Raw genomic sequence first — 22,058 nt, 5'->3', positions numbered from 1 at the left:
TTGCCGGCGATGACGTCCGCCCAGACAACCCAAATCTACCAATACCACTATCGCCCCATTTTGCCTTCCTGCCACATCAGGGACGCATTGCCCTCCTAGCATGGCCTTCATCCGTTTGATGAGGTGCCACCATGAACACAGCCCTGACCCACCCCGGCGCGCCGATGACGGTGCGCGGTATCCAGAAGCGTTTCGGCGCCTTCACCGCCCTGGACAACGTTTCCCTGGACGTCGCTGCGGGCGAGCTGGTGTGCCTGCTGGGCCCGTCCGGCTGTGGCAAGACCACCTTGCTGCGCTGCATCGCCGGCCTGGAGCGCCAGGACAGCGGTGAGCTGCGCCTGGGCAACCGTGATGTATCCCTGCTGCCACCCCAGGCGCGGGACTACGGCATTTTGTTCCAGTCCTACGCGCTGTTTCCCAACCTCACCGTCGAAGCCAACATCGGTTACGGCCTCACCGGCAGCGGTCGCGATGAAGTGCGCAAGCGCGTCGGGCAGATGCTCGAACTGGTCGGCCTGGTCGGCAGTGAAAAGAAATACCCCGGCCAACTCTCTGGCGGCCAGCAGCAACGCGTGGCCCTGGCCCGCGCGTTGGCGCCGGCCCCTTCGTTGTTGTTGCTGGATGAACCGATGTCGGCCCTCGACGCCCGCGTCCGCGAGCATTTGTGTACCGAACTGCGCCAACTGCAGCGCCGCCTGGGCATCACCACGTTGATGGTCACCCACAACCAGGACGAGGCCATGCTGATGGCCGACCGCATCGCCGTGATGAACAACGGCAAGGTCGAGCAATACGCCACGCCCCAGGAGATTTACGACCGCCCGGCCACGCCGTTCGTGGCGGAGTTTGTTGGCCAGGGCAACTGGCTGCCGTTCAGCCGCAACAGCGCAAGCCATGCCCAGGTCGGCGGGATGAACATGCGCTTGGCCGACGACGCCGGCGTGGCCAAGTCCGGTCGCCTGTTCTGCCGCCCGGAAGCGATCAGCGTGAACCCACCGGTGCATGAAGAGAACCTGTTCCCGGCCAAGGTCCGCGAGATCACCTTCCTCGGCAATCGTTGCCGCATGAGCTTTGAGCTGGAGCAGTTGCCCGGCCACCCATTGCTGGCCGAGCTGGCGCCGGAAGCCATGCCGCGCCTGGGTGTCCAGGATATCTGGGTGGCCTTGCCGCCGCGCAGCCTGCAGGTGTTTGCCTGAGATGGCCACTGTCATGACGCAGCCACGGCAGGTGTCCCGTGCCGAAACCGGTGACCGTATTTTCGTCGTCGGCGGCAAACTGCTGTGGCTGGTGTTGCTGGGCGTCGCAGTCTTGCTGCCCTTGTTGGCGATCTTCTGGCGCGGCTTCAGCAGCGAAGCCGGGCAGGGCGGTGGCCTGGTCGCGGCGCGGGAACTGGTGACCAGCGACAACTTCCACTGGCTGCTGGGCAATAGCCTGAAGGTCTCCCTCAGCGTGGCGGCCATTGTCGTACCGTTGGCCTACCTGTTTGCCTACGCCCTGCAACGCACGCTGATTCCCGGCAAGGCGATCTGGCGTGGCATGTCGCTGCTGCCACTGATGGCGCCGTCGATGTTGCCGGGCATTGCGCTGGTCTACCTGTTCGGTAACCAGGGCATGTTGCGCGGCTTGCTATCGGACAATATCTACGGTTTCTGGGGCATTGTGCTGGGTGAGGTGATCTACACCTTCCCCCATGCACTGATGATTCTGCTGTCGGCGCTGTCCCTGGCGGACGCGCGCCTGTTCGACGCCGCCTCCAGCATGGGCGCCAGCCCGGCGCGGGCGTTTCGCAGCATCACTTGGCCGGCCACGCGCCAGGCGGTGTTCGCTGCGTTCTGCCTGGTGTTCACCCTGACCATCACCGATTTTGGCGTGCCCGTTGTCGTTGGCGGGGATTATCAGGTGCTGGCGCTGGAAGCCTACAAGGCGGTGGTCGGTCAGCAACAGTTCGGGCGTGGTGCACTGATCGGCATGGTATTGCTGTTGCCGGCGCTGTTCAGCTTTGGTGTGGACGCCTGGCTGCGCCGCCGTCATGGCGACTCGATGAGCGGCCGTGCCCAGGTGTTCCAGCCGGCGCCCTCGCGGCTGCGCGACGGTTGCTACCTGGCCATCGTGCTGCTGATCTGCGCCGTGTTGCTGCTGGTGTTCGGCATGGCGGTGTATTCCTCGCTGGTGAAGTTCTGGCCGTACAACCTGTCGTTGTCGCTCAACCACTACCAGTTTGAAGACACCGCGGGCGGCGGCTGGCTGGCCTATCGCAACAGCCTGACCCTGGCGCTGTGCACGGCGTTGATCGGCAGCGTGCTGATCTTCACCGGCGCTTACCTGATGGAAAAGACCAAGGGCCAGAAAGGCCTCAACCTGGCGCTGCGTATGCTCAGCTTCGTGCCGATGGCCGTGCCGGGCCTGGTGCTGGGCCTGGGCTACGTGTTCTTTTTCAACCTCAACGGCAACCCGCTGCATGTGTTCTACGGGACCATGACCCTGCTGGTGGTGTGCACCATTGCGCACTATCTGACCACTGCGCAGATGACCGCCACCACGGCCCTGCGTCAACTGGACGCCGAGTTCGAAGCCGCCGCGCTGTCCCTCAAGGCGCCGCTGTACCGTCATTACCTGCGCGTGACCGTACCGATCTGCCTGCCGGCGTTGCTGGACATCGTGCGCTACCTGTTTGTATCGGCCATGACCACCGTGTCGGCCGCTATCTTCCTCTACAGCCCCGACACCATCCTAGCCGCTGTCGCCGTGTTGAACATGGACGATGCCGGCAACGTGGGCGGTGCGGCGGCCATGTCGACTCTGATCCTGTTCACTTCAGCCGGCGTCTCGCTGCTGCTGGCGTGGGCTTCACGTGGCGCACTGCGTCGCTCCCAAGCCTGGCGCCAGACCGCGCCCGGCCAATAATCCCGATAGGAGGTGTTCCATGTTCAAGCCCCTGGCGCTGGTCGCTGCCGTACTCACTGCATTCAGCCTGAATGCCTTCGCCAAGACCGAGCTCACCGTGTACACGGCCCTCGAAGCCGAGCAGTTGAAGACCTACAAGCAGGCGTTCGAAAAGGCCAACCCTGACATCGAGATCAAGTGGGTACGTGACTCCACCGGCATCATCACTGCCAAGCTGCTGGCCGAGAAAGACCGCCCGCAAGCCGACGTGGTGTGGGGCCTGGCTGCGTCGAGCCTGGCGATCCTCGACCAGCAGGGCATGTTGGACAACTACGCGCCAAAGGACCTGGACAAGATCGGCAAGAACTACCGCGACCCGGCCAACCCACCGGCCTGGGTGGGCATGGACGTCTGGGCGGCAACCATCTGCTTCAACACCGTCGAAGCCGAGAAACAAGGCCTGACCAAGCCGGTGAGCTGGCAAGACCTGACCAAGCCTGAGTACAAGGGCAAGATCGTGATGCCGAACCCTGCGTCTTCCGGCACCGGTTTCCTGGACGTCAGCGCCTGGTTGCAGACCTTCGGCGAGAAGCAGGGCTGGCAGTACATGGACGACCTGCACCAGAACATCGGCCAGTACGTTCACTCCGGTTCCAAGCCGTGCAAGCTGGCGGCTTCGGGTGAGTTCCCGATTGGTATTTCCTTCGAATACCCGGCCGTGCAGCTCAAACGCCAGGGCGCGCCGCTGGACATCATCCTGCCGAAGGAAGGCCTGGGTTGGGACATCGAAGCCACGGCGGTGATGAAGGGCACCGCCCATGCGGACGCCGCTAAAAAGCTCGCTGACTTCTCTGCCAGCAGCGCGGCCATGGACCTGTACAAAGACAACTTCGCCGTGCTCGCGCAGCCAGGCATTGCCAAGCCGCAGACCGAATTGCCGGCTGATTACGAGCAGCGCCTGATCAAGAACGACTTTGCCTGGGCGTCGAAGAACCGCGACAGCATCCTGACTGAGTGGCGCAAGCGCTATGACGGCAAGTCGGAGAAGGTGGCCGGTCAGTAAGATTTTTCGTTAGGGCTGATGGCCTCTTCGCAGGCAAGCCAGCTCCCACATTTTGATTTGTGAACACATTCAAATGTGGGAGCTGGCTTGCCTGCGAAGGCGGCTTCGAATTCAGGACATCTCTCCATGACACAACACAATGACCTGCTGATCGTGGGCGCCGGCATCCTCGGCCTGTCCCACGCCTACGCCGCCGCCAAGCGCGGCCTCAAGGTCAAGGTCTTCGAACGCAGTGCCACGCCGCTCGGCGCCTCGGTGCGCAACTTCGGCCAAGCCCTGGTCACCGGCCAACCACCTGGCCCGATGCTCGATCTGTCGCGGGAAAGCCGCGACATCTGGGGCCATTGGGCTCAAGTCGCCGGCTTGCAACTCAAACGCAACGGCGCGTATCTGTTCGCCCGCTCCGAAGCCGAAGAACACCTGCTGGAAGCCTTCTGCGCCGGCCGCGCGCGGGAACACGGCTACAACGTCGAGCTGCTTCAAGGCTCGGCCATGAAGGACCTGTACGGCGGCCAGTTCCGCCATCACCGCGCCGCACTGCATGGCAAAGACGACCAGCAGCTGTATTCCCGCGAAGCGATCCCGGTGCTGATCAACTACCTGGCGCAGGAACTGAACGTGGAGTTCTACTTCTCCACCCTGGTGCGCGATGTTGAGCCGGGCCAGTTGCACAGCACGGCAGGCAGCTTTCGCGGTGAACAGATCATCGTGTGTTCCGGCCATGACTACCAAACCTTGCTGGCCGAGGCGATGGCCGAACTCAACCCGAGTATCTGCCGCTTGCAAATGCTGCGTGCCCGGCCAAGCGTGAATCTGAACCTGCAACACGCGTTGCTCACGGGCTTGAGTTGCGTGCACTACGGCGCCTTTGCCGACCTGCCGGAAGCGGCACCGGTGCAGGCGCAGATCCTGCGTGAAGCACCGCACTTGCACGAGCACGGGATTCACCTGCTGATCAGCCCGACGCCCCATGGCGAACTGATCATCGGCGACTCCCACGACTACGGCAGCGATGCCTCGCCGTTCAACGCCGAGCAAGTGGACGACTGGATGATCGAGCTGGCCGAGCAAACCCTGGGGTGCAAGATCCAGGTGGTCGAGCGGTGGCAGGGCGTGTATGGCTCGCGCGGGCCGGGGCCGTTTTCGTTCCTGCGTGCGGCGCCGGGCGTGAGTGCGGCGTTGATGCACACCGGGGTGGGCATGAGCGTGGGGCCGGCTATGGCCGAGCGAAATATCACAGCATTGTGGGGAGCGGCGTGATGAACCCGGAACAGGCAATTGCCGACGTCTTCGGCTTGTACGAAACGCATGGCACGGCGGATTACATCGGCGAGCCGGTGTCGCAGATCGAGCACATGTCCCAGGCCGCGCAGCTGGCGATGGCCGAGGGTTTTGACGATGAAGTGGTGCTGGCGGCGTTTTTCCACGACATCGGGCACCTCTGCGGCCAGGGTGGCGAGAACATGGGCGGTTATGGCGTTGTCAGCCATGAACGGCTAGGGGCCGATTACCTGCGCCGTGCAGGGTTCAGCGAGCGCATGGCCAAGCTGGTGGAATACCACGTACAGGCCAAGCGTTACCTGACCTTCAGCCAACCGGACTACTACGCTCGCCTCAGCGAAGCCAGCCGCCGCACGCTGGCGTATCAGGGCGGGGTGATGAGCGCCGAGGAAGCCCAGGCGTTCGAGCAAGACCCGCTGTGTGCGGTGAGTTTGCGCATGCGCTATTGGGATGAGCAGGCCAAGGAAATGCACGTGCCGGTGCTGGATTTGCAGTTGCTCAAGGCCAAGGCCATACGGCTACTCGCTGCGTAGAGTGGCCTTACGCAAAACGCAGACGCGCCGCCTAGAGCCATGATTGGCACGTTACTAAGGTGCTTGCTTCTTTAGTTAAAGGAGCAATGCGATGCGTTATTTGAAAGCCACTGCCCAGGACTTGTGCGGGAATGGTCGCGCCGATGCGGTGATTCTGCACTTTTATCAGCAGCACCCCGGTGCCCCAGACGCGTTGATCTACGAAACCGTCGGTCTGGATATGACGGTGGATGGCAAGGTCGATCTACAACTGGCGGGAGAGCCGCTGCCTGACTGTCTGGTTGTGGACAAACCTCAGTTGGTGAGTTTCGCCGACAGCTTCTTGAAGCTCAATTGGTTCAATTCGGCTAGACAGTGGCAGCGTACATTGATCATGTACGTCGACCATTTCGGCAAAACCGGTCGGCCGAACGCAGTCAAGCTGGACTTTCACGAACCTGCTGCCTCTGGAGCTGGCGCTGCGCTGATCTACAAGGTGGCGGCCTATGACGGCGACAGCGACGGCGTACTGGAGTCGTTCACCAACAGTGATGTTGACCGCAATGGCGCGGCTGACAAGGCGGACAAGGAACTGATCCGCTCGCTATGCACGACCTTCCTGGCCTTGAACTGGTATGAGGTGTAAGCGGTTTATGCCTCGTCGAGCCGGGTAGCCAGTGCTTCGATCTGTTCCTGACGCTCGGCCTGGCTGAGTCTGGCGTGGGGGTTGAGGGACGACCATTGCGGGTGGGCGCGGGCCTTGTGCAGGGCGTCTGGCAACTTGCCTTCGCGCCAGGTTTTGTCCTGGGGCGTGTCCACCTTGATGCTGTGCATCGCCGCATGCCCGCGCAGGTTCAGAGCCTTGAGCAATTGGCGTTGGCGCAGGGCGAGCAGGCGCAGCACGCTGTCGTCCACGCTCAGTTCGCGCTGGCCCTTGATCTTGCCCAGCAAACGGCTGCCATAGCTGCGTGCGGTTTGCAGCGCGCCACCGGCAATTGCCCCGGCCAGGGCGGCGGCGCCCAGGGTCAAACCGCCGACCAACAAATCCACACCCGCACCGGCTGCCGCACCTGCGGCGATCCCGCCACCGACGCGCACGCCGAGTTGCTTGAGGGTTTCGGGGTTGAACAGGTCATCGCCCCAGCGGCCGTCGAGCAACGGCAAGTCGCTGGCGGCGGCGTCCTGGGGGCGGAAGCCGAAGAGTTTGAGCAGGGCCTCCACGCATTTTTGCTCGCGCTGACGCACCGCTTTGCGCAGGTCGCCGATGGCTTGCTGTTCATCTTCAGTGACTACGCTGCGTCGGCACGCGGCGCAGTCGATCAGCAACTCGGCGATCAAGCGTGCCGCGCTTTGTTGGCGGGCGTGGCGCTGGGCCTCCTGATCCAGGATCAGGCGTTCCAATTGCGGCCGGGCGTTTTCCAACAGCAGGGCGAGGCTTTCATACAGGCGCCGTTCGCCGTCTTCTGGCGGCGCCACGCTGTCGAAGCGCACCAGTGCGTGCAGGCCGAGGCGGGCCAGGGCTTCGCGCCAGTCCGGCTCGCGGTGGTCGCTGCTGCTGACGAAATTGAGCACCGGCAGCAACGGCTTGCCACAACTGGCCAGCACTTGCAGCTCATCGCGGTACTTGGCGAGCACCGGTTCGCGGGCGTCAATCACATACAGCCCGGCGTCCGACGCCAGCAGTTGGCGCAGCACCTTGGCTTCCTGTTCGAAACGCTGGCGCGCTTCGCTGCCTTCCAGGAAGCGCGCCAGGCGGGCCGGGCCATCCAGGCGTTCGCCGGGGCGGTCCAGGCGCTCCAGGTAATCGAGCAGGGCGATGGCGTCTTCAAGGCCGGGGGTGTCGTAGAGTTCCAGCAGCGCCTCGCCCTCCACCGACAGGCGCGCGCCTTCGACATGCCGCGTGGTGCTGGGGCGATGGGACACTTCGCCGAAGCCCACGTCGCGGGTCAGCGTGCGCAGCAGTGAGGTCTTACCGACGTTGGTGTGGCCAACCACGGCGAGTTTCAGCGGTTTAGTCATGACCGGTCTCCAGCCAGTTCAGCGGCGCGCAGTCGGCGAACGGCAACTCAAGTTGCTGCAACGCGGCGTGCCAGTCGCCCAGGCGTTCGGCGTCCAGTGCCTGGCCGGGCGGCGCTTGCAGCAGCCAGACGCGGGTGGCGGTGGCGCTACGGGCGAGTTCGGCGATCAGCGCCAGGCTGCCACGGTCGGGTGAGCGGCGTGGGTCACAGGCAATGGCCAGGCGGGCAGGCGGAAAGCGGGTGAGTTGTTCCAGCAGTGTGTGGCGTGATTCGCGGCTGTCGAGAATGCCGGCGTTCTTTACGCTGCTAGGCAGCTTGGGTGGCCAGGGATGTTGGTCGTCCAGTTCGATGGCCACCAGCAAGGCACCATCGCTTTCCACTTCACTGACGCCGCCGCTGACGTGGTGCAGTTGCTCGGGCGCGGCATCGTTGACGCCAAGGCGTTCGCTGCTGGGCATCAGGCGTTCGCGCAGTTGGCTGTAGCCGGGCAGGTTGAGGTCCAGGCGCAGGGCGGCGCGCCCGCGTTTCCAGCGCCACAGGCACAACAGGGCGAGGATCAACCTTGGCAGCAGGCCGTACACCAGCAGTACGCCCACCAGCCACGCGGCCCAGGCCTGGCGGGCGCTTTCGATATTCAGGGCGGCATCACCGCTGGCGCGGATCATCTCGACAGTGGGCACGTTGAAGCCCAGCAGGGCAGGCAGGGTGCCCAGGGCTTGGGTGACGGCGACAAAGGTGTCGGCGCCCAGGATGGTGGTTTCCCACACGAAGCCGTAGCGACGGGTGGCGAGCAGCGTAAGAAGAATCACCAGGGCACTGAGCAGCGCCAGCAGCCACACGCTGTTGACCAGCACACCCACGGCCCAGCGATTGAGCTTCTGCCGTTGCAGCAACAGCAACAGCGCCGGTGCCAATTGCGCCGCCTTGGCATCCCGGGCGAGTTTTTCGCTGAGCCACAACCACAAGCGTCCCAGGCTGGCGCTGTGTTCGCCGGCAAACAGCAAGCCCAGGGCCCAGCTGATCAGCAGGATCAGGTTCAAGCCGAGCAGGCTGCCCAGGGCCCAGAACACGTTCACCGGGGTCAGGCCGTTGCCCAAGGCGGCAAAGGCCAAGCCGGCGCCGCTGATGACGGCGACGATAGCCAGCAACACCAGCGCCAGGCGCGCCCCTTGCAGCCAGCGGGTGAGGGCGGCGGTCAGGCCGTCGCGCTCGGCCAGGTGCAGCGCGCGGTGCTGGATACGCGTCGGCAGGTCGCCACCGGCCGTGCGGGCCAGGCGGTTGGCTTCCAGGTCTTCCAGTGGGCCGGCGTGTTCTTCGCGCAGGCGCACGGTTTCTGTCATCCAGAGTGTGTGCAGCGGGTTCAGTGCAGTCACGCGTCATCCTGTTGAGCCAGTGAGGACTGAGCATAACCGCTGGCTCGTACCTCTGGTATTCTCGTCGCCATGAAAAAAACTCTCCCTTTAAGCCTGATCGCAGCCCTCGGTGAAAACCGTGTGATCGGCGTCGACAACAGCATGCCCTGGCATTTGCCGGGGGATTTCAAATATTTCAAGGCCACCACGCTCGGCAAGCCGATCATCATGGGGCGCAAGACCTGGGACTCCCTGGGCCGACCGTTGCCGGGGCGCTTGAACCTTGTGGTCAGCCGTCAGACCGATCTGGCGCTGGAAGGTGCGGAAGTTTTTCCGTCGCTGGACGCCGCCGTGGAGCGCGCTGAGGCGTGGGCACTGGAGCAAGGCGCGGATGAGCTGATGCTGATCGGTGGTGCGCAGTTGTATGCGCAGGGGCTGGAGCAGGCGGATCGCCTGTATCTGACGCGGGTGGCGTTGAGTCCGGAAGGGGATGCTTGGTTTCCGGAGTTTGATCGGGGCCAGTGGACGTTGGTGTCGAATCGGGAGAATGCGCCGGAAGGCGACAAGCCAGCGTACAACTTCGAAGTCTGGGAAAAAGCCTAAAAGCATCGCAGGCAAGCCAGCTCCCACAGTTTGATCCGGTTTCTTCAGGAAAACTCGGTCAAATGTGGGAGCGGGCTTGCCCGCGATAGCGGTCTATCAGCCTTGCGCTAACTCGGCATGCTCATCGGCATTCAACAGCGCTTTGTCTGTCTGCCCCATCACCTGGCTGGTAATCGCGCCGGCCGTCATCGAACCATTCACGTTCAACGCCGTACGGCCCATGTCGATCAGCGGCTCCACGGAAATCAGCAGCGCCACCAGTGACACCGGCAAGCCCATGGCCGGCAGCACGATCAGCGCAGCAAAGGTTGCACCGCCGCCCACGCCGGCAACGCCTGCCGAACTCAAGGTCACAATTGCCACCAATGTCGCGATCCATAGCGGGTCCAGCGGGTTGATACCCACGGTTGGCGCGACCATCACCGCCAACATCGCAGGGTAGAGACCGGCACAACCGTTCTGGCCGATGGTCGCGCCGAACGAGGCGGCGAACCCGGCGATAGACTGCGGGATACCCAGGCGGCGGGTTTGCGCTTCGATGCTCAGCGGAATCGCGGCCGCGCTGGAACGGCTGGTAAAGGCAAAGGTCAGCACCGGCCACACCTTGCGGAAGAAGCGCAGCGGGTTGATCCCGGCCAGGGACAGCAACAGGCCGTGCACCACGAACATCAGGCCCAGGGCCAGGTACGACACCACCACGAAACTGCCGAGCTTGATGATGTCTTGCAGGTTGGAACCGGCAACCACTTTGGTCATCAGCGCCAGTACGCCGTAGGGCGTGAGCTTCATCACCAGGCGCACCAGGCGCATCACCCAGGCTTGCAGGGTGTCGATGGCGTTGAGCACTTTCTGGCCTTTTTCCACGTCATCCTTGAGCAGCTGCAGCGCGGCAACCCCCAGGAACGCGGCGAAAATCACCACGCTGATGATCGACGTAGGCTTGGCCCGCGCCAGGTCGGCGAACGGGTTGGCCGGTACGAACGACAGCAGCAGTTGCGGGATATTCAGGTCGGCGACCTTGCCCGCGTAATCGCTCTGGATCACTTGCAGGCGCGCCATTTCCTGGGTGCCGGCCACCAGGCCTTCGGCGGTGAGGCCGAACAGGTTGGTCAGGCCAATGCCGATCAACGCTGCAATCGCGGTGGTGAACAGCAGCGTGCCGATGGTCAGGAAGCTGATCTTGCCCAGGGACGAGGCGTTGTGCAGGCGCGCCACGGCGCTGAGGATCGAGGCGAACACCAGTGGAATCACGATCATTTGCAGCAGTTGCACGTAGCCGTTGCCGACCAGGTCGAACCAGCCGATGGAGGCCTTGAGCACCGGGTTGCCGTCACCGTAGATCGTGTGCAGGACCGTGCCGAACACCACGCCGAGGGCGAGGGCAAACAACACCTTCTTGGCGAGGCTCCAGTTTGTGCGACGGGTTTGTGCCAGGCCCAGCAGCAGGGCCACGAACACCAGTAAGTTGAGAATCAGGGGCAGATTCATTGAAGCTCCGTTGAGAAGGCAGCCAATCGCGTGAGCCTGCGATTGCGAACCGGAAAGCCTAACAGCTTGAAATATATTGATTTAATACCGATATGGAATGGTGACTGTCGTTTTTGGAATAAGCGTTTGACGCTCAGGCACATGCCGTTGGCGCAATCACGATGCAAGCGGTCGTGCTCGGACGATAACTGTCATACGGATTTGTTAGCGTCGATGTCTTTCACTCAGGGAGAAAACGCTTATGAAGCTTGCGCCGAAACTACTGGTCTCTGCCGCCTTCTGCCTTGGCCTCGCCAGCCAGGCCTTTGCCGCCACCGAGTTGAAGCATTGGCCAGCGCCGGCGGCCAAGCAACTGAACGAAATGATCGCTGCGAATGCCAACAAAGGTAACTTCGCAGTGTTCGACATGGACAACACCAGCTACCGCTACGACCTCGAAGAGTCTTTGCTGCCTTACCTGGAAAACAAGGGCCTGATCACCCGCGACACCATGGACCCGTCCCTGAAACTGATCCCGTTCAAGGACACCGCCGACCACAAGGAAAGCCTGTTCAGTTACTACTACCGCCTGTGCGAAGTGGACGACATGGTCTGCTACCCGTGGGTTGCGCAAATCTTCTCCGGCTTCACCCTCAAGGAACTCAAAGGCTACGTGGATGAGCTGATGGCTTCCGGCAAGCCGGTACCCGTGACCTATTACGAAGGCGACGTGGTGAAGAACTCCGAAGTGCAGCCGCCGAAAGTCTTCACCGGCCAGGCCGAGCTGTACAACAAGCTGATGGAAAACGGCATCGAGGTGTACGTGATGACCGCCGCCTCGGAAGAGCTGGTGCGCATGGTCGCGGCCGATCCCAAGTACGGCTACAACGTCAAACCCGAGAACGTTATCGGCGTGAGCACCCTGCTCAAGGACCGCAAGACCGGCGAGCTGACCACCGCACGCAAGCAAATTGCGGCCGGCAAGTATGACGAGAAGGCCAACCTCGGCCTCGAACTCACCCCATACCTGTGGACCCCGGCCACCTGGATGGCGGGCAAGCACGCGGCGATCCTCACCTACATCGACGAATGGAAAAAACCAGTGATCGTGGGCGGCGACACGCCCAGCAGTGACGGTTACATGCTGTTCCACGATGTGGACGTGGCCAAGGGCGGCATTCACCTGTGGGTCAACCGCAAAGACAAATATATGACCCAACTCAACGGCATGATGGCTAAGCACGCCGCGGCCCAAGCCAAAGAAGGGCTGCCGGTGACAGCGGACAAGAACTGGGTGATCGTCAAGCCGGACGAAATCCAGTAACACCGAGTCGCCTGCATCGCAGGCAAGCCAGCTCCCACATGTTGACCGCATTCTCCTGTTGGAACTCGGTCACTTGTGGGAGGGCTGCCGGTGACTGCGGACAAGAACTGGGTGATCGTCAAGCCGGACGAAATCCAGTAAGACCGAGTCGTCTGTATCGCAGGCAAGCCAGCTCCCACATGTTGACCGCATTCTCCTGTTGGAACTCGGTCACTTGTGGGAGGGCTGCCGGTGACGGAGGACAAGAACTGGGTGATCGTCAAGCCGGACGAAATTCAGTAAGACCGAGTCGTCTGCATCGCAGGCAAGCCAGCTCCCACATGTGGACCGCATTCTCATCTTAGAACTCGGTCAACTGTGGGAGCTGGCTTGCCTGCGATAGCGACCCCAAGAACACCACAACCCTCACGGCAAAAATAGATATCAATTGCGAACCAATCTCATCCTCTGCTAGCGTGCGCACTTCCTGAACCTCTCGTTCTTCTCAAGGTAGTGCTGTGCCCTCCTGGAATTCGCAGATCGCGCGCCTGTTCGCGGAGCAGAAGAAAGCCCTCGAAGCCTTCGTCACCCGCCGCACCGGCAGCGCCCAGGTGGCCGCCGACCTGACCCAGGAATCGTTCCTGCGCCTGGCACGCATGGACTGCGGCGAGAAGATCGACAACCTCCCTGCCTTCCTCTTCACCATCGCCAGCAACCTGGTGCGCGATCACCAGCGCCAGGCCATCCGCCGTGAGCGCCTGGACGCCGGCGAACCCAGTGAAGAACTGCCGTGCAGCAACCCGGGCGCCGATGAGCAATTGGCCGCCTACCAGCAGGAGCAACTGATGCAGGACGCGATCCTGGCGTTGCCCGAAGCGACTCGGCAGATCTTCCTGCTTTATCATGTCGACGAACTTTCCTACCGCGAGATTGGCGAACGCCTGTCGATCACCCCGCGCAGCGTGGAATACCAACTGCGTCGTGCCCTGATTGAATGCCGCGCCTACATCAAGACGCGGCTCGCCTGCGATACACAAGGACGTCGGTCATGACCGCTGCACACACTGCCGATGGGCTGTTCGAAGAAGCCACCGGTTGGTACTTCCGCCTGCAGGCCGACGACGTGACCTCGGCCGAAATGGAAGCCTTCGCCGCCTGGCTCGGACAGGGCCAGGCCCAGGACGATGCCTGGCAGGAAGTGCAGGCGATGCTGGGCGGCTTGCGCGAGCCGGCGCGGGTGATCCGCCGTGCCGAACAGGCCGCTTGGCGCAAGCCCGCGCGGCGCTGGGCCTATGCTGCCGCGGTATTGCTGGCGGTTGGGCTGACCGTTCAAAACACCCCTTGGCTCGACCGCCTGCGGGCCGATTACGCTACCGGCACTGGCGAATCGCGCACCGTCGAGTTGGCGGACGGCTCCCAGTTGCAACTCAACACCGACAGCGCGATTCAAGTGCGCATGAGTGCCGGCGAGCGTCAGATTCGTTTGCTGCGCGGTGAAGGATTTTTCAGCGTGACCAAAGACCCGACCCGGCCGTTCGTGGTGCAGTCGGGCGATGGCTGGGTGAAGGTGGTGGGTACCCAGTTCAGCGTGGCCCGGCGTGAGGCGCAGACGCGGGTGCAAGTGGCCCAGGGCAAGGTGCAGGTCAGTGCGGGCAGTGGGGATCCGGTCTACTTGGAGCCCGGCCGGGCTGTGGAATATCAAGGTCAGCGGCTTACGGATGTCCATGGCTTCGACCCGGCCAGCGGCTTTGCCTGGCGCCAACGGCAACTGGTGTTCCGCCAGCAGCCGCTGTCGGAAGTGGTCAGCGAGCTGAACCGTTATTGGCCGGGCAAGACCCTGGTGCTGGGCGATGCGCTGCGTAACCGCGTGGTGTCCGGGGTGTTTGAGATCGACAAGCCCGAGGCGGTGATCAAGGCGCTGGAATACACCCTCAACCTGCACGCCGAGCACTACACCCCCTATTTGCTGGTGCTGCGTGAAGGCAAAGCGTCCTAGTCATCATTTTTTTCAAAAACTTTCAGGGTTTCTCCGCAAGGCATCGTCCTTGATCACTGAGGCGCAAATAGTAAGCACTCTCAAGTAGTGCAGCGCCGATCACTGACTTTTTGCACCGGGGAGCATCATCCATGGCACACCGATACGTCGCACGGCCTTTGCTGGCATTGGCTATTTCCATGGCCTGCGGCACTGCGCCGCTGGCCTTGCAGGCCGCCGAGACCACCCAGGCCCAGACCTATCGTTTTGATATTCCGGGGCAAAGCCTGGACGGCGCGCTGGCGGCGTTTTCGGCGGTGACGCGGGTGCAGGTGCTGGTTTCCGGGGAATTGACGCAAGGTGTGGTGTCGCCGGGGGCGCGTGGCAACCTGGGCCAGCGTGAGGCGCTGGGCTTGCTGCTGGGTGGCACGGGGTTGAGTGCGGCGTTCATCAATGCCGATACGGTCACTCTGGAAAAACGCGTGGCCTCGGGTTCCGCGCTGGAAGTGGGGGCCACGATGGTCAGCGCCGAGCATCTGGGCACGACCACCGAAGGCAGCGGCTCCTACACCACGGGCGCGGTGACCCTGGGCAAGAGCACGCAAAAACTCAAGGACATCCCGCAATCGGTCAGCGTGCTGACGCGCAAGGCCATGGATGACCAGAACATCACCACCCTGACCCAGGCGATCGAAGCGGTGCCGGGCATGGCGTCGGTCAAATCCCCGGGGCCGGGGATGTTCATGTTTGCGCGTGGCTTCGAGATTGAATCGCTGCAATACGACGGCGTACCCGTGCCGCGTAACGTGTACGCGTTGGGCAGCTACATCACCGAAAACATGGTGATCTACGACCGCATGGAAGTCATGCGCGGTGCTGCCGGCCTGCTGCAAGGTGCCAACAGCCCGGGCGGCGCGGTGAACCTGGTGCGCAAGCGCCCGCAAGCGACACCCACCGTCACCCTGAGTGCCAAGGCCGGCAGTTGGGACCGGTATGCCTCCCAGGCCGATGTCGGTGGCCCCTTGAACGAGGCGGGGACGGTCCGTGGTCGCGCCGTGGTCAACTATGAGAAGGGCCACTCCTTCACCGACTACGTGTGGAACTGGGAGCAGACCGTCTATGGCGCGCTGGACTTCGATCTGGACGATGACACGACCCTGGGCGTCGGTTTCAGCAACAAGAAAAGCCACGGGCGCCCTTACCTGATCGCATTGCCGCGCCACACCGATGGCAGCCCGCTGGATGTGTCGCGCTCGACCTACACCGGGGCAACCTGGAACCGTTCGTTCAATGATCAGACGGCGGTGTACCTGGACCTTGAGCATCGCTTCAACGACCAGTGGAAGTTCAAGGCTTCGGCGATTGCGATGAATGAGTCCAATGAGGCGACCTATCAATTCATCGTCGGAGCGGTACCGCCGGGCAGCACCAAAAGCGGTAACTACGCCGACTATTCCACGGACTTCTCCGGCAAGAACCGGGGCCTGGATGCCTTTGTCAGCGGTGAGTTCGAGGCGCTGTCATTCAAGCAAAGTGTGGTGTTGGGCGCCAACTACTCCAAGTACAACACCGATGATGGTTATGCCCGCGCCTTCACGCCGGGAGCGGATATCGGTGCAATTGACCATCACCGCCCACAGCCGTCCTACAACAGCATTGCTGACAGCGCCAACCTGGCCCTGAGCACCTACGACATCACCCAGAAAGGCATTTATGGCACGTGGCGGGTCAACCTGACCGAGCCCCTAACGTTGATCCTCGGCGCCCGTACCAGTTGGTACGACTTCGCGTTCGACCAAGACAACTACTACGCCCGCCAGTATGAGGAAGGTGGTGAGAAAAACTCGGTCAAGAGCAATGGCAAGGTCACGCCGTTCGCCGGCGTGGTGTATGCCTTGGATGACCAGTGGTCGGTGTATGGCAGCTACGCCGAAGTGTTTATCCCGCAAACCCAGTTGACCCAGCAAAAAAACGGCCTGCCGCCGATCGAAGGGCGCAACTACGAGGTGGGTATCAAGGGTGAGTTGATGGATGGGCGGCTTAACACGTCTCTCGCCCTGTTCCGCTATATCCACGAAAACCGCGCCGTCACCGACTTCAGTACCGATATTGACGGTCCGAATGCCTGCAGTGGCTGGTACTGCTCCACCGCCTCGGGCAAGGTGCGCAGCCAGGGGCTGGAGGCAGAAGTCACCGGTCAATTGGCGCCGGGCTTGCAGGTCAGCAGCAGCTACACCTACAACACCACGGTATTTTTGAAAGACACCGAACTCAAAGGCAAAGTCTTCAGTACGGCCGTGCCCAAGCACATGCTGCGGATCTGGGGCGATTACACGCTGCCGGGGGATTTCAGCCGCGTCAGCCTGGGTGCCGGGGTTAACGCACAGACGGCGACCACCAGCTTCGACCGCAAATTCGGCCAGGCCGGCTTCGCTATCTTCAATTCACGCGTCGCGTATGAAGCCAGCGATGAAGTGACCCTCGCGGTGAACTTCAACAACCTGCTCGACAAGCACTACTACATCCCGTCCTACAGCCAGCTTGTGGGCAACAACTACTTCGGCGACCCGCGCAACATGATGTTCAGCGTGACCTACAAACCGCAGTTCTAAACGCTGTGGGAGCTGGCTTGCCTGCGATGGCGGTGTGTCAGCTGCCTCTATGAACCTGACTGGCCGCCATCGCAGGCAAGCCAGCTCCCACATTTGATCTCCACCCGTCTCGGGGATTTTCTTCAGGCAAAAAAATGCCCCGCACCTGGCGGGGCATTTTTTATGGGCGAGGCTTACAGGCCGTCGAGCATCGCCTTGTTACGCACAGCACCCTTGTCGGCACTGGTGGCCAGCAGGGCGTAAGCCTTCAACGCGGTGGTGACTTTGCGCGGACGCTTCTCCACCGGCTTCCAGCCTTTCTTGTCCTGCTCGACCCGGCGCGCGGCCAGTGCTTCATCGCTGATCAACAGGTTGATCGAGCGGTTTGGAATGTCGATCAGTACCTTGTCGCCGTCCTGCACCAGGCCAATCGCGCCACCGGCTGCGGCTTCTGGCGAAGCGTGGCCGATAGACAGGCCCGAGGTGCCGCCGGAGAAACGGCCGTCGGTGAGCAAGGCACAGGCTTTGCCCAGGCCCTTGGATTTCAGGTAGGACGTCGGGTACAGCATCTCCTGCATACCCGGGCCGCCTTTCGGGCCTTCGTAGCGGATGATCACAATGTCGCCCTCTTTCACTTCGTCGGCGAGGATGCCGCGCACGGCGCTGTCCTGGCTTTCGAAGATCTTGGCGTTGCCTTCGAACACATGGATGGACTCATCCACGCCGGCGGTTTTCACCACGCAGCCGTCCAGGGCGATGTTGCCGTACAGCACGGCCAGGCCACCTTCTTTGGAGTAGGCGTGCTCGACACTGCGGATGCAGCCGTTTTCACGGTCGTCGTCCAGGGTCTCCCAACGGGTCGACTGGCTGAACGCGGTTTGCGTCGGGATGCCGGCCGGGCCTGCCTTGAAGAAGGTGTGCACGGCTTCGTCGTCAGTCTGGGTGATGTCCCACTTGGCGATGCCTTCGGCGAGGGACTTGCTGTGCACGGTCGGCAGGTCGGTGTGCAGCAGGCCGCCGCGGGCCAGCGAACCGAGGATCGAGAAGATCCCGCCGGCGCGGTGCACGTCTTCCATGTGGTACTTCTGGATGTTCGGCGCGACTTTGCACAGTTGCGGCACGTGGCGGGACAGGCGGTCGATGTCGCGCAAGTCGAAATCGATCTCGGCTTCCTGGGCCGCGGCCAGCAGGTGCAGGATCGTGTTGGTGGAACCGCCCATGGCGATGTCCAGGGTCATGGCGTTTTCGAACGCCTTGAAGTTGGCGATGTTGCGCGGCAACACCGACTCATCGTTCTCGCCGTAGTAGCGTTTGCACAGCTCGACGATGGTGCGGCCGGCCTGCAGGAACAGCTGCTCGCGGTCGCTGTGGGTGGCCAGGGTGGAGCCGTTGCCCGGCAAGGCCAGGCCCAGGGCCTCGGTCAGGCAGTTCATCGAGTTGGCGGTGAACATGCCGGAGCACGAACCGCAGGTCGGGCAGGCGCTGCGCTCGTATTCCGCGACCTTCTCGTCAGAAGCGCTGGAATCGGCGGCGATGACCATGGCGTCGACCAGGTCCAGGCCGTGGGAGGCGAGCTTGGTCTTGCCGGCTTCCATCGGGCCGCCGGAGACGAAGATCACCGGGATGTTCAGGCGCAGGGCGGCCATCAGCATGCCGGGGGTGATCTTGTCGCAGTTGGAGATGCACACGATGGCGTCGGCGCAGTGGGCGTTGACCATGTATTCCACGGAGTCGGCGATGATCTCGCGGCTCGGCAGGGAATACAGCATGCCGTCATGGCCCATGGCGATGCCGTCATCCACGGCGATGGTGTTGAATTCCTTGGCGACGCCGCCAGCGCGTTCGATCTCGCGGGCGACCAGTTGGCCCAGGTCCTTGAGGTGGACGTGGCCCGGTACGAACTGGGTGAACGAGTTGGCAATCGCGATGATCGGCTTTTTGAAGTCGTCATCTTTCATCCCCGTGGCACGCCACAGTGCGCGCGCGCCGGCCATGTTGCGGCCGTGGGTGGATGTTTTCGAGCGGTAATCAGGCATTGGAGCACTCCGGGCGGCTAATCGGTATCAAAAGGGAGTGAGCTTCTATTGACGTCTGGAACACTCAGAAATGGCCGTGTGTCCGGAAGTTGCCACTCGCGTCGCGGGATCGCCGCTTGCTTGGGCCTCGAGCTCATAAACCCGCCGGGGGATGACTGGCGATGAATAGCGTCGATTCTACACCGCTGGCGGCGGGAGGGAATGGCCGCCAGTGTGAAGTTAGCGCTTACGAGACGTGCGCAGGCCTTTGCACCCGGGCATTGAGGCCCATGCCGATCGCGCTCAGGATCAGGAAGGTCATCGGCAGTACGGTCATGACTTGCGTGCCGGTCTGGCTGACCAGCCCGCTGATCAAACCGCCGCTGACGAAAATGATCACGTTGCCGGCCGATGCTGACGTCCCGGCGCTGTGTGGAAACAGCCCCATGGCACGGGACGTGGCTATCGGCCGGGTGATGGTGGTGCCGGCGGTGCACAGAATCATCGGCAGCATCACCGTTATCACGCTCAAGCCCCACACGTTATGAAGCACCAGCATCAGCACGCCCGCCAACGCGATCAGCCGCTGGCCGGTGACGATTTGAGTGTGGCCTTCCATTCGTCGGTTCATCCAGCCCGCGCCCATGCCACCCAGCACATAGGCCGCGCCATAGAGCAGCAGCGCCAGGGAGAATTGGTAAGGCGTGAGGGCCAGTTGTTCCATCAGGATGATCGGCGACACCACGATAAAGGCGAAGTGACAGGTGAAGGCCAGCGCCGAGATCAGCCAGTAGCTGACAAAACGCCGGTCGGACAACACCTGACGATAGGCCTTCAGAATGGGAACGCGGGCTGATGGCGTGGAACCTGGGCTTTCCAGCAGCCACCAGGCCTTGAAGATCAATATCAGGCCAATGACCCCAAACACCTGGAAACTGCCGCGCCAGTCCAGCCAGGTTTGCAGCCAACTGCCGAACAAGGGCGAGACCGAAATGCAGATCCCGCCCGCCGTGACGATCGCGATACGCAGCCGCTCCTGCTCCTTGCCCACAAACAGGTCCTGAACCAGCGCCTGGGACAGCACAAAGCTGCCGCACCCGACTGCCTGCACCACCCTGAACAACAGAAACGTAGTGAAGTCGTCTGCCATCGCGCAGCCTGCCGAGCCTATGACGGCAACGGTCATGCCGATCATCAGCAGGCGTTTACGCCCCAGGTTGTCGGACAGGGGGCCGACCAGCAGCAGCGACAAGGAAAGACCGATGGAAAACAGGCTGACGGAGAGCGCGATGTCGGCCACCGACGTGCCGAAATGTGTCGCCATGGATGGGAATGAGGGGAGGATTACATCGAGGGGGAACACGCCGAGGACCGTCATCGTCATCAGCAGGAAGATGGCGGCAGTCTTGCGGGCGGGGGTGGCGAGGGTGGTCATCAGGTCAAAACTCAGTCCTTGAGCGAGGACGCAGAATTGATTTGATGAGGGGGAAAGTCAATGCTCAGAGGCATTGGAAACAGGCATGACACAACGCACAAAAATGTAGGAGCCGGCTTGCCGGCGATAGCGGTGGGTCAGGCGCTGATGCAGTGCCTGATCTGGCGTCATCGCCGGCAAGCCGGCTCCTACAGGTGTTGCGGTGTCAGTCAGCTGTTAGGCAGCAGGCGGCACGTAATGCTCTTGATGTAGCGCGTTTCGGCAATCGCCGGGTGCACCGGATGGTCCGGGCCCTGGCCGCCGCGTTCGAGCATCTGGATATTGCGGTCCAGGTGGCGGGCGCTGGTCAGCAGGATGTTTTGCAGGTCGTCTTCCGGCAAGTGCATGGAGCACGAGGCGCTGACCAGGATGCCGTCCTTGCTGAGCAGGCGCATGGCTTGCTCGTTCAGGCGGCGGTAGGCGCCTTCGCCGTTCTTCATGTCTTTCTTGCGCTTGATGAAGGCTGGTGGGTCGGCGACGATCACGTCGAAGCGTTCTTCGCTGGCCTTCAATTCTTTCAAGGCTTCAAACACATCGCCTTCGATGCAGGTCATCTTCTCGGCAAAGCCGTTCAGCGCGGCGTTGCGCTCCACGCCGTCGAGGGCGAAGGCCGAAGCGTCGACGCAGAACACTTCACTGGCGCCGAACGCGGCAGCTTGCACGCCCCAGCCGCCGATGTAGCTGTACAGGTCGAGCACGCGTTTGCCTTTGGCATACGGGGCCAGGCGCGCACGGTTCATGCGGTGGTCGTAGAACCAACCGGTCTTCTGGCCCTGGATCACCGGGGCTTCGAATTTCACACCGTTTTCTTCCAGCGCCACCCACTCCGGTACCAGGCCGAACACGGTTTCGACGTAGCGGTTGAGGCCTTCAGCGTCGCGTGCGGCGGAGTCGTTCTTGAACAGGATGCCGCTTGGCTTGAGCACTTGGGTCAGGGCCGCGATCACGTCTTCTTTGTGGGCTTCCATGGTCGCCGAGGCGATCTGCACCACCAGGATGTCGCCGAAACGATCAACCACCAGGCCTGGCAACAGGTCGGAATCGCCGTAGACCAGGCGGTAGAACGGCTTGTCGAACAGGCGCTCACGCAGGGACAGGGCGACGTTCAGGCGGTGTACCAGCAGCGACTTGTCCAAAGGCAACTTGATGTCGCGCGACAGCAGGCGGGCGCAGATCAGGTTGTTCGGGCTCATGGCCACGATGCCGAGGGTCTTGCCGCCGGCTGCTTCCAGGATAGCCTGGTCGCCTGCCTGGAAGCCGTGAAGTGGGGTGGCAGCCACATCGATTTCGTTGCTGTAGACCCACAGGTGGCCGTTGCGCAAACGACGATCGGCGTTGGCTTTGAGACGCAGGCTTGGCAGGGACATGACGTCGCTCCGGAAAAAAGAGCGGGAGTATACCTGTTGCGGCGCTGTTCATGTGGGAGCTGGCTTGCCTGCGATGCGGACGGCGCGGTGTATCTGACGTACGGCGGTGATGCTTTCGCAGGCAAGCCAGCTCCCACATTTGATTGGGTTTGCA

17 protein-coding genes are annotated in these 22,058 nt (G+C 62.4%); 11 read left to right on the top strand and 6 right to left on the bottom strand.

What is annotated here, in order from left to right:
• Nucleotides 1-131 precede the first annotated feature (131 nt).
• From HX792_RS14890 to HX792_RS14865, 6 genes are all read left to right on the top strand, one after another.
• Nucleotides 132-1,196 (top strand): putative 2-aminoethylphosphonate ABC transporter ATP-binding protein, encoded by a 1,065-nt coding sequence (locus tag HX792_RS14890; RefSeq protein ID WP_176996802.1) that lies wholly within the window; start codon nucleotides 132-134, stop codon nucleotides 1,194-1,196.
• 1 nt (nucleotide 1,197) lies between these two features.
• Nucleotides 1,198-2,904: a putative 2-aminoethylphosphonate ABC transporter permease subunit gene (locus HX792_RS14885; RefSeq protein WP_176996801.1), complete on the top strand. Its 1,707-nt coding sequence runs from the start codon at nucleotides 1,198-1,200 to the stop codon at nucleotides 2,902-2,904.
• Nucleotides 2,905-2,923: 19 nt separating this feature from the next.
• The gene (locus tag HX792_RS14880; protein ID WP_176996800.1) at nucleotides 2,924-3,946 is read left to right on the top strand and encodes a putative 2-aminoethylphosphonate ABC transporter substrate-binding protein; all 1,023 of its coding nucleotides are present in this window, start codon (nucleotides 2,924-2,926) and stop codon (nucleotides 3,944-3,946) included.
• A gap of 126 nt (nucleotides 3,947-4,072) precedes the next feature.
• Nucleotides 4,073-5,206 (top strand): TIGR03364 family FAD-dependent oxidoreductase, encoded by a 1,134-nt coding sequence (locus HX792_RS14875; protein WP_176996799.1) that lies wholly within the window; start codon nucleotides 4,073-4,075, stop codon nucleotides 5,204-5,206.
• Entirely contained in the window at nucleotides 5,206-5,760 is a 555-nt protein-coding gene (locus tag HX792_RS14870; RefSeq protein WP_176996798.1) for a phosphonate degradation HD-domain oxygenase, read from the top strand. The genes HX792_RS14875 and HX792_RS14870 overlap by 1 nt, the downstream gene beginning before the upstream one ends.
• Nucleotides 5,761-5,851: 91 nt before the next feature.
• Nucleotides 5,852-6,385: a hypothetical protein gene (locus HX792_RS14865; protein ID WP_176996797.1), complete on the top strand. Its 534-nt coding sequence runs from the start codon at nucleotides 5,852-5,854 to the stop codon at nucleotides 6,383-6,385.
• 5 nt (nucleotides 6,386-6,390) lie between these two features.
• Here the strand turns inward: HX792_RS14865 and HX792_RS14860 are convergent, their stop codons facing one another.
• A complete protein-coding gene (locus HX792_RS14860; protein ID WP_176996796.1) occupies nucleotides 6,391-7,758 on the bottom strand; it encodes a DUF3482 domain-containing protein in 1,368 nt (455 codons plus the stop codon).
• Complete coding sequence (locus HX792_RS14855) at nucleotides 7,751-9,130, bottom strand: DUF2868 domain-containing protein (RefSeq protein WP_176996795.1); 1,380 nt, start codon at nucleotides 9,128-9,130, stop codon at nucleotides 7,751-7,753. The genes HX792_RS14860 and HX792_RS14855 overlap by 8 nt, the downstream gene beginning before the upstream one ends.
• A gap of 69 nt (nucleotides 9,131-9,199) precedes the next feature.
• On the opposite strand from HX792_RS14855, the gene HX792_RS14850 reads away from it, so the two are divergent.
• Nucleotides 9,200-9,712, top strand: a complete 513-nt coding sequence (locus tag HX792_RS14850) for a dihydrofolate reductase (RefSeq protein WP_176996794.1) — start codon at nucleotides 9,200-9,202, stop codon at nucleotides 9,710-9,712.
• A 96-nt stretch (nucleotides 9,713-9,808) separates the two neighbouring features.
• Here the strand turns inward: HX792_RS14850 and HX792_RS14845 are convergent, their stop codons facing one another.
• The gene (locus HX792_RS14845; protein ID WP_176996793.1) at nucleotides 9,809-11,200 is read right to left on the bottom strand and encodes an L-cystine transporter; all 1,392 of its coding nucleotides are present in this window, start codon (nucleotides 11,198-11,200) and stop codon (nucleotides 9,809-9,811) included.
• 241 nt (nucleotides 11,201-11,441) lie between these two features.
• Here HX792_RS14845 and HX792_RS14840 point away from each other — a divergent pair, with 241 nt between their 5' ends.
• From HX792_RS14840 to HX792_RS14825, 4 genes are all read left to right on the top strand, one after another.
• Nucleotides 11,442-12,503, top strand: a complete 1,062-nt coding sequence (locus HX792_RS14840) for a haloacid dehalogenase-like hydrolase (protein WP_256349846.1) — start codon at nucleotides 11,442-11,444, stop codon at nucleotides 12,501-12,503.
• Between the two features lie 497 nt (nucleotides 12,504-13,000).
• On the top strand, nucleotides 13,001-13,534 hold the full coding sequence (locus tag HX792_RS14835; protein ID WP_176996792.1) for an RNA polymerase sigma factor: 534 nt from the start codon (nucleotides 13,001-13,003) through the stop codon (nucleotides 13,532-13,534).
• Entirely contained in the window at nucleotides 13,531-14,478 is a 948-nt protein-coding gene (locus HX792_RS14830) for a FecR family protein (protein WP_176996791.1), read from the top strand. Before HX792_RS14835 ends, HX792_RS14830 begins: the two co-directional genes overlap by 4 nt.
• A 131-nt stretch (nucleotides 14,479-14,609) precedes the next feature.
• Entirely contained in the window at nucleotides 14,610-17,069 is a 2,460-nt protein-coding gene (locus HX792_RS14825; protein WP_176996790.1) for a TonB-dependent siderophore receptor, read from the top strand.
• Between the two features lie 173 nt (nucleotides 17,070-17,242).
• Here HX792_RS14825 and ilvD read toward each other — a convergent pair whose 3' ends face one another.
• The 3 genes from ilvD to HX792_RS14810 form a co-directional block, all read right to left on the bottom strand.
• Complete coding sequence (gene ilvD, locus HX792_RS14820) at nucleotides 17,243-19,084, bottom strand: dihydroxy-acid dehydratase (protein WP_176996789.1); 1,842 nt, start codon at nucleotides 19,082-19,084, stop codon at nucleotides 17,243-17,245.
• Between the two features lie 226 nt (nucleotides 19,085-19,310).
• On the bottom strand, nucleotides 19,311-20,498 hold the full coding sequence (locus tag HX792_RS14815) for a Bcr/CflA family efflux MFS transporter (RefSeq protein ID WP_176996788.1): 1,188 nt from the start codon (nucleotides 20,496-20,498) through the stop codon (nucleotides 19,311-19,313).
• 209 nt (nucleotides 20,499-20,707) lie between these two features.
• The gene (locus HX792_RS14810; protein WP_168233497.1) at nucleotides 20,708-21,904 is read right to left on the bottom strand and encodes a class I SAM-dependent rRNA methyltransferase; all 1,197 of its coding nucleotides are present in this window, start codon (nucleotides 21,902-21,904) and stop codon (nucleotides 20,708-20,710) included.
• Between the last annotated feature and the right edge of the window lie 154 nt (nucleotides 21,905-22,058).

Source organism: Pseudomonas sp. B6002, from assembly GCF_013385985.1.
In the GTDB taxonomy this organism is placed as follows: domain Bacteria; phylum Pseudomonadota; class Gammaproteobacteria; order Pseudomonadales; family Pseudomonadaceae; genus Aquipseudomonas.
Note: the sequence above shows the minus strand (reverse complement) of the source record. Positions and strands in the feature narration are given on the sequence as shown.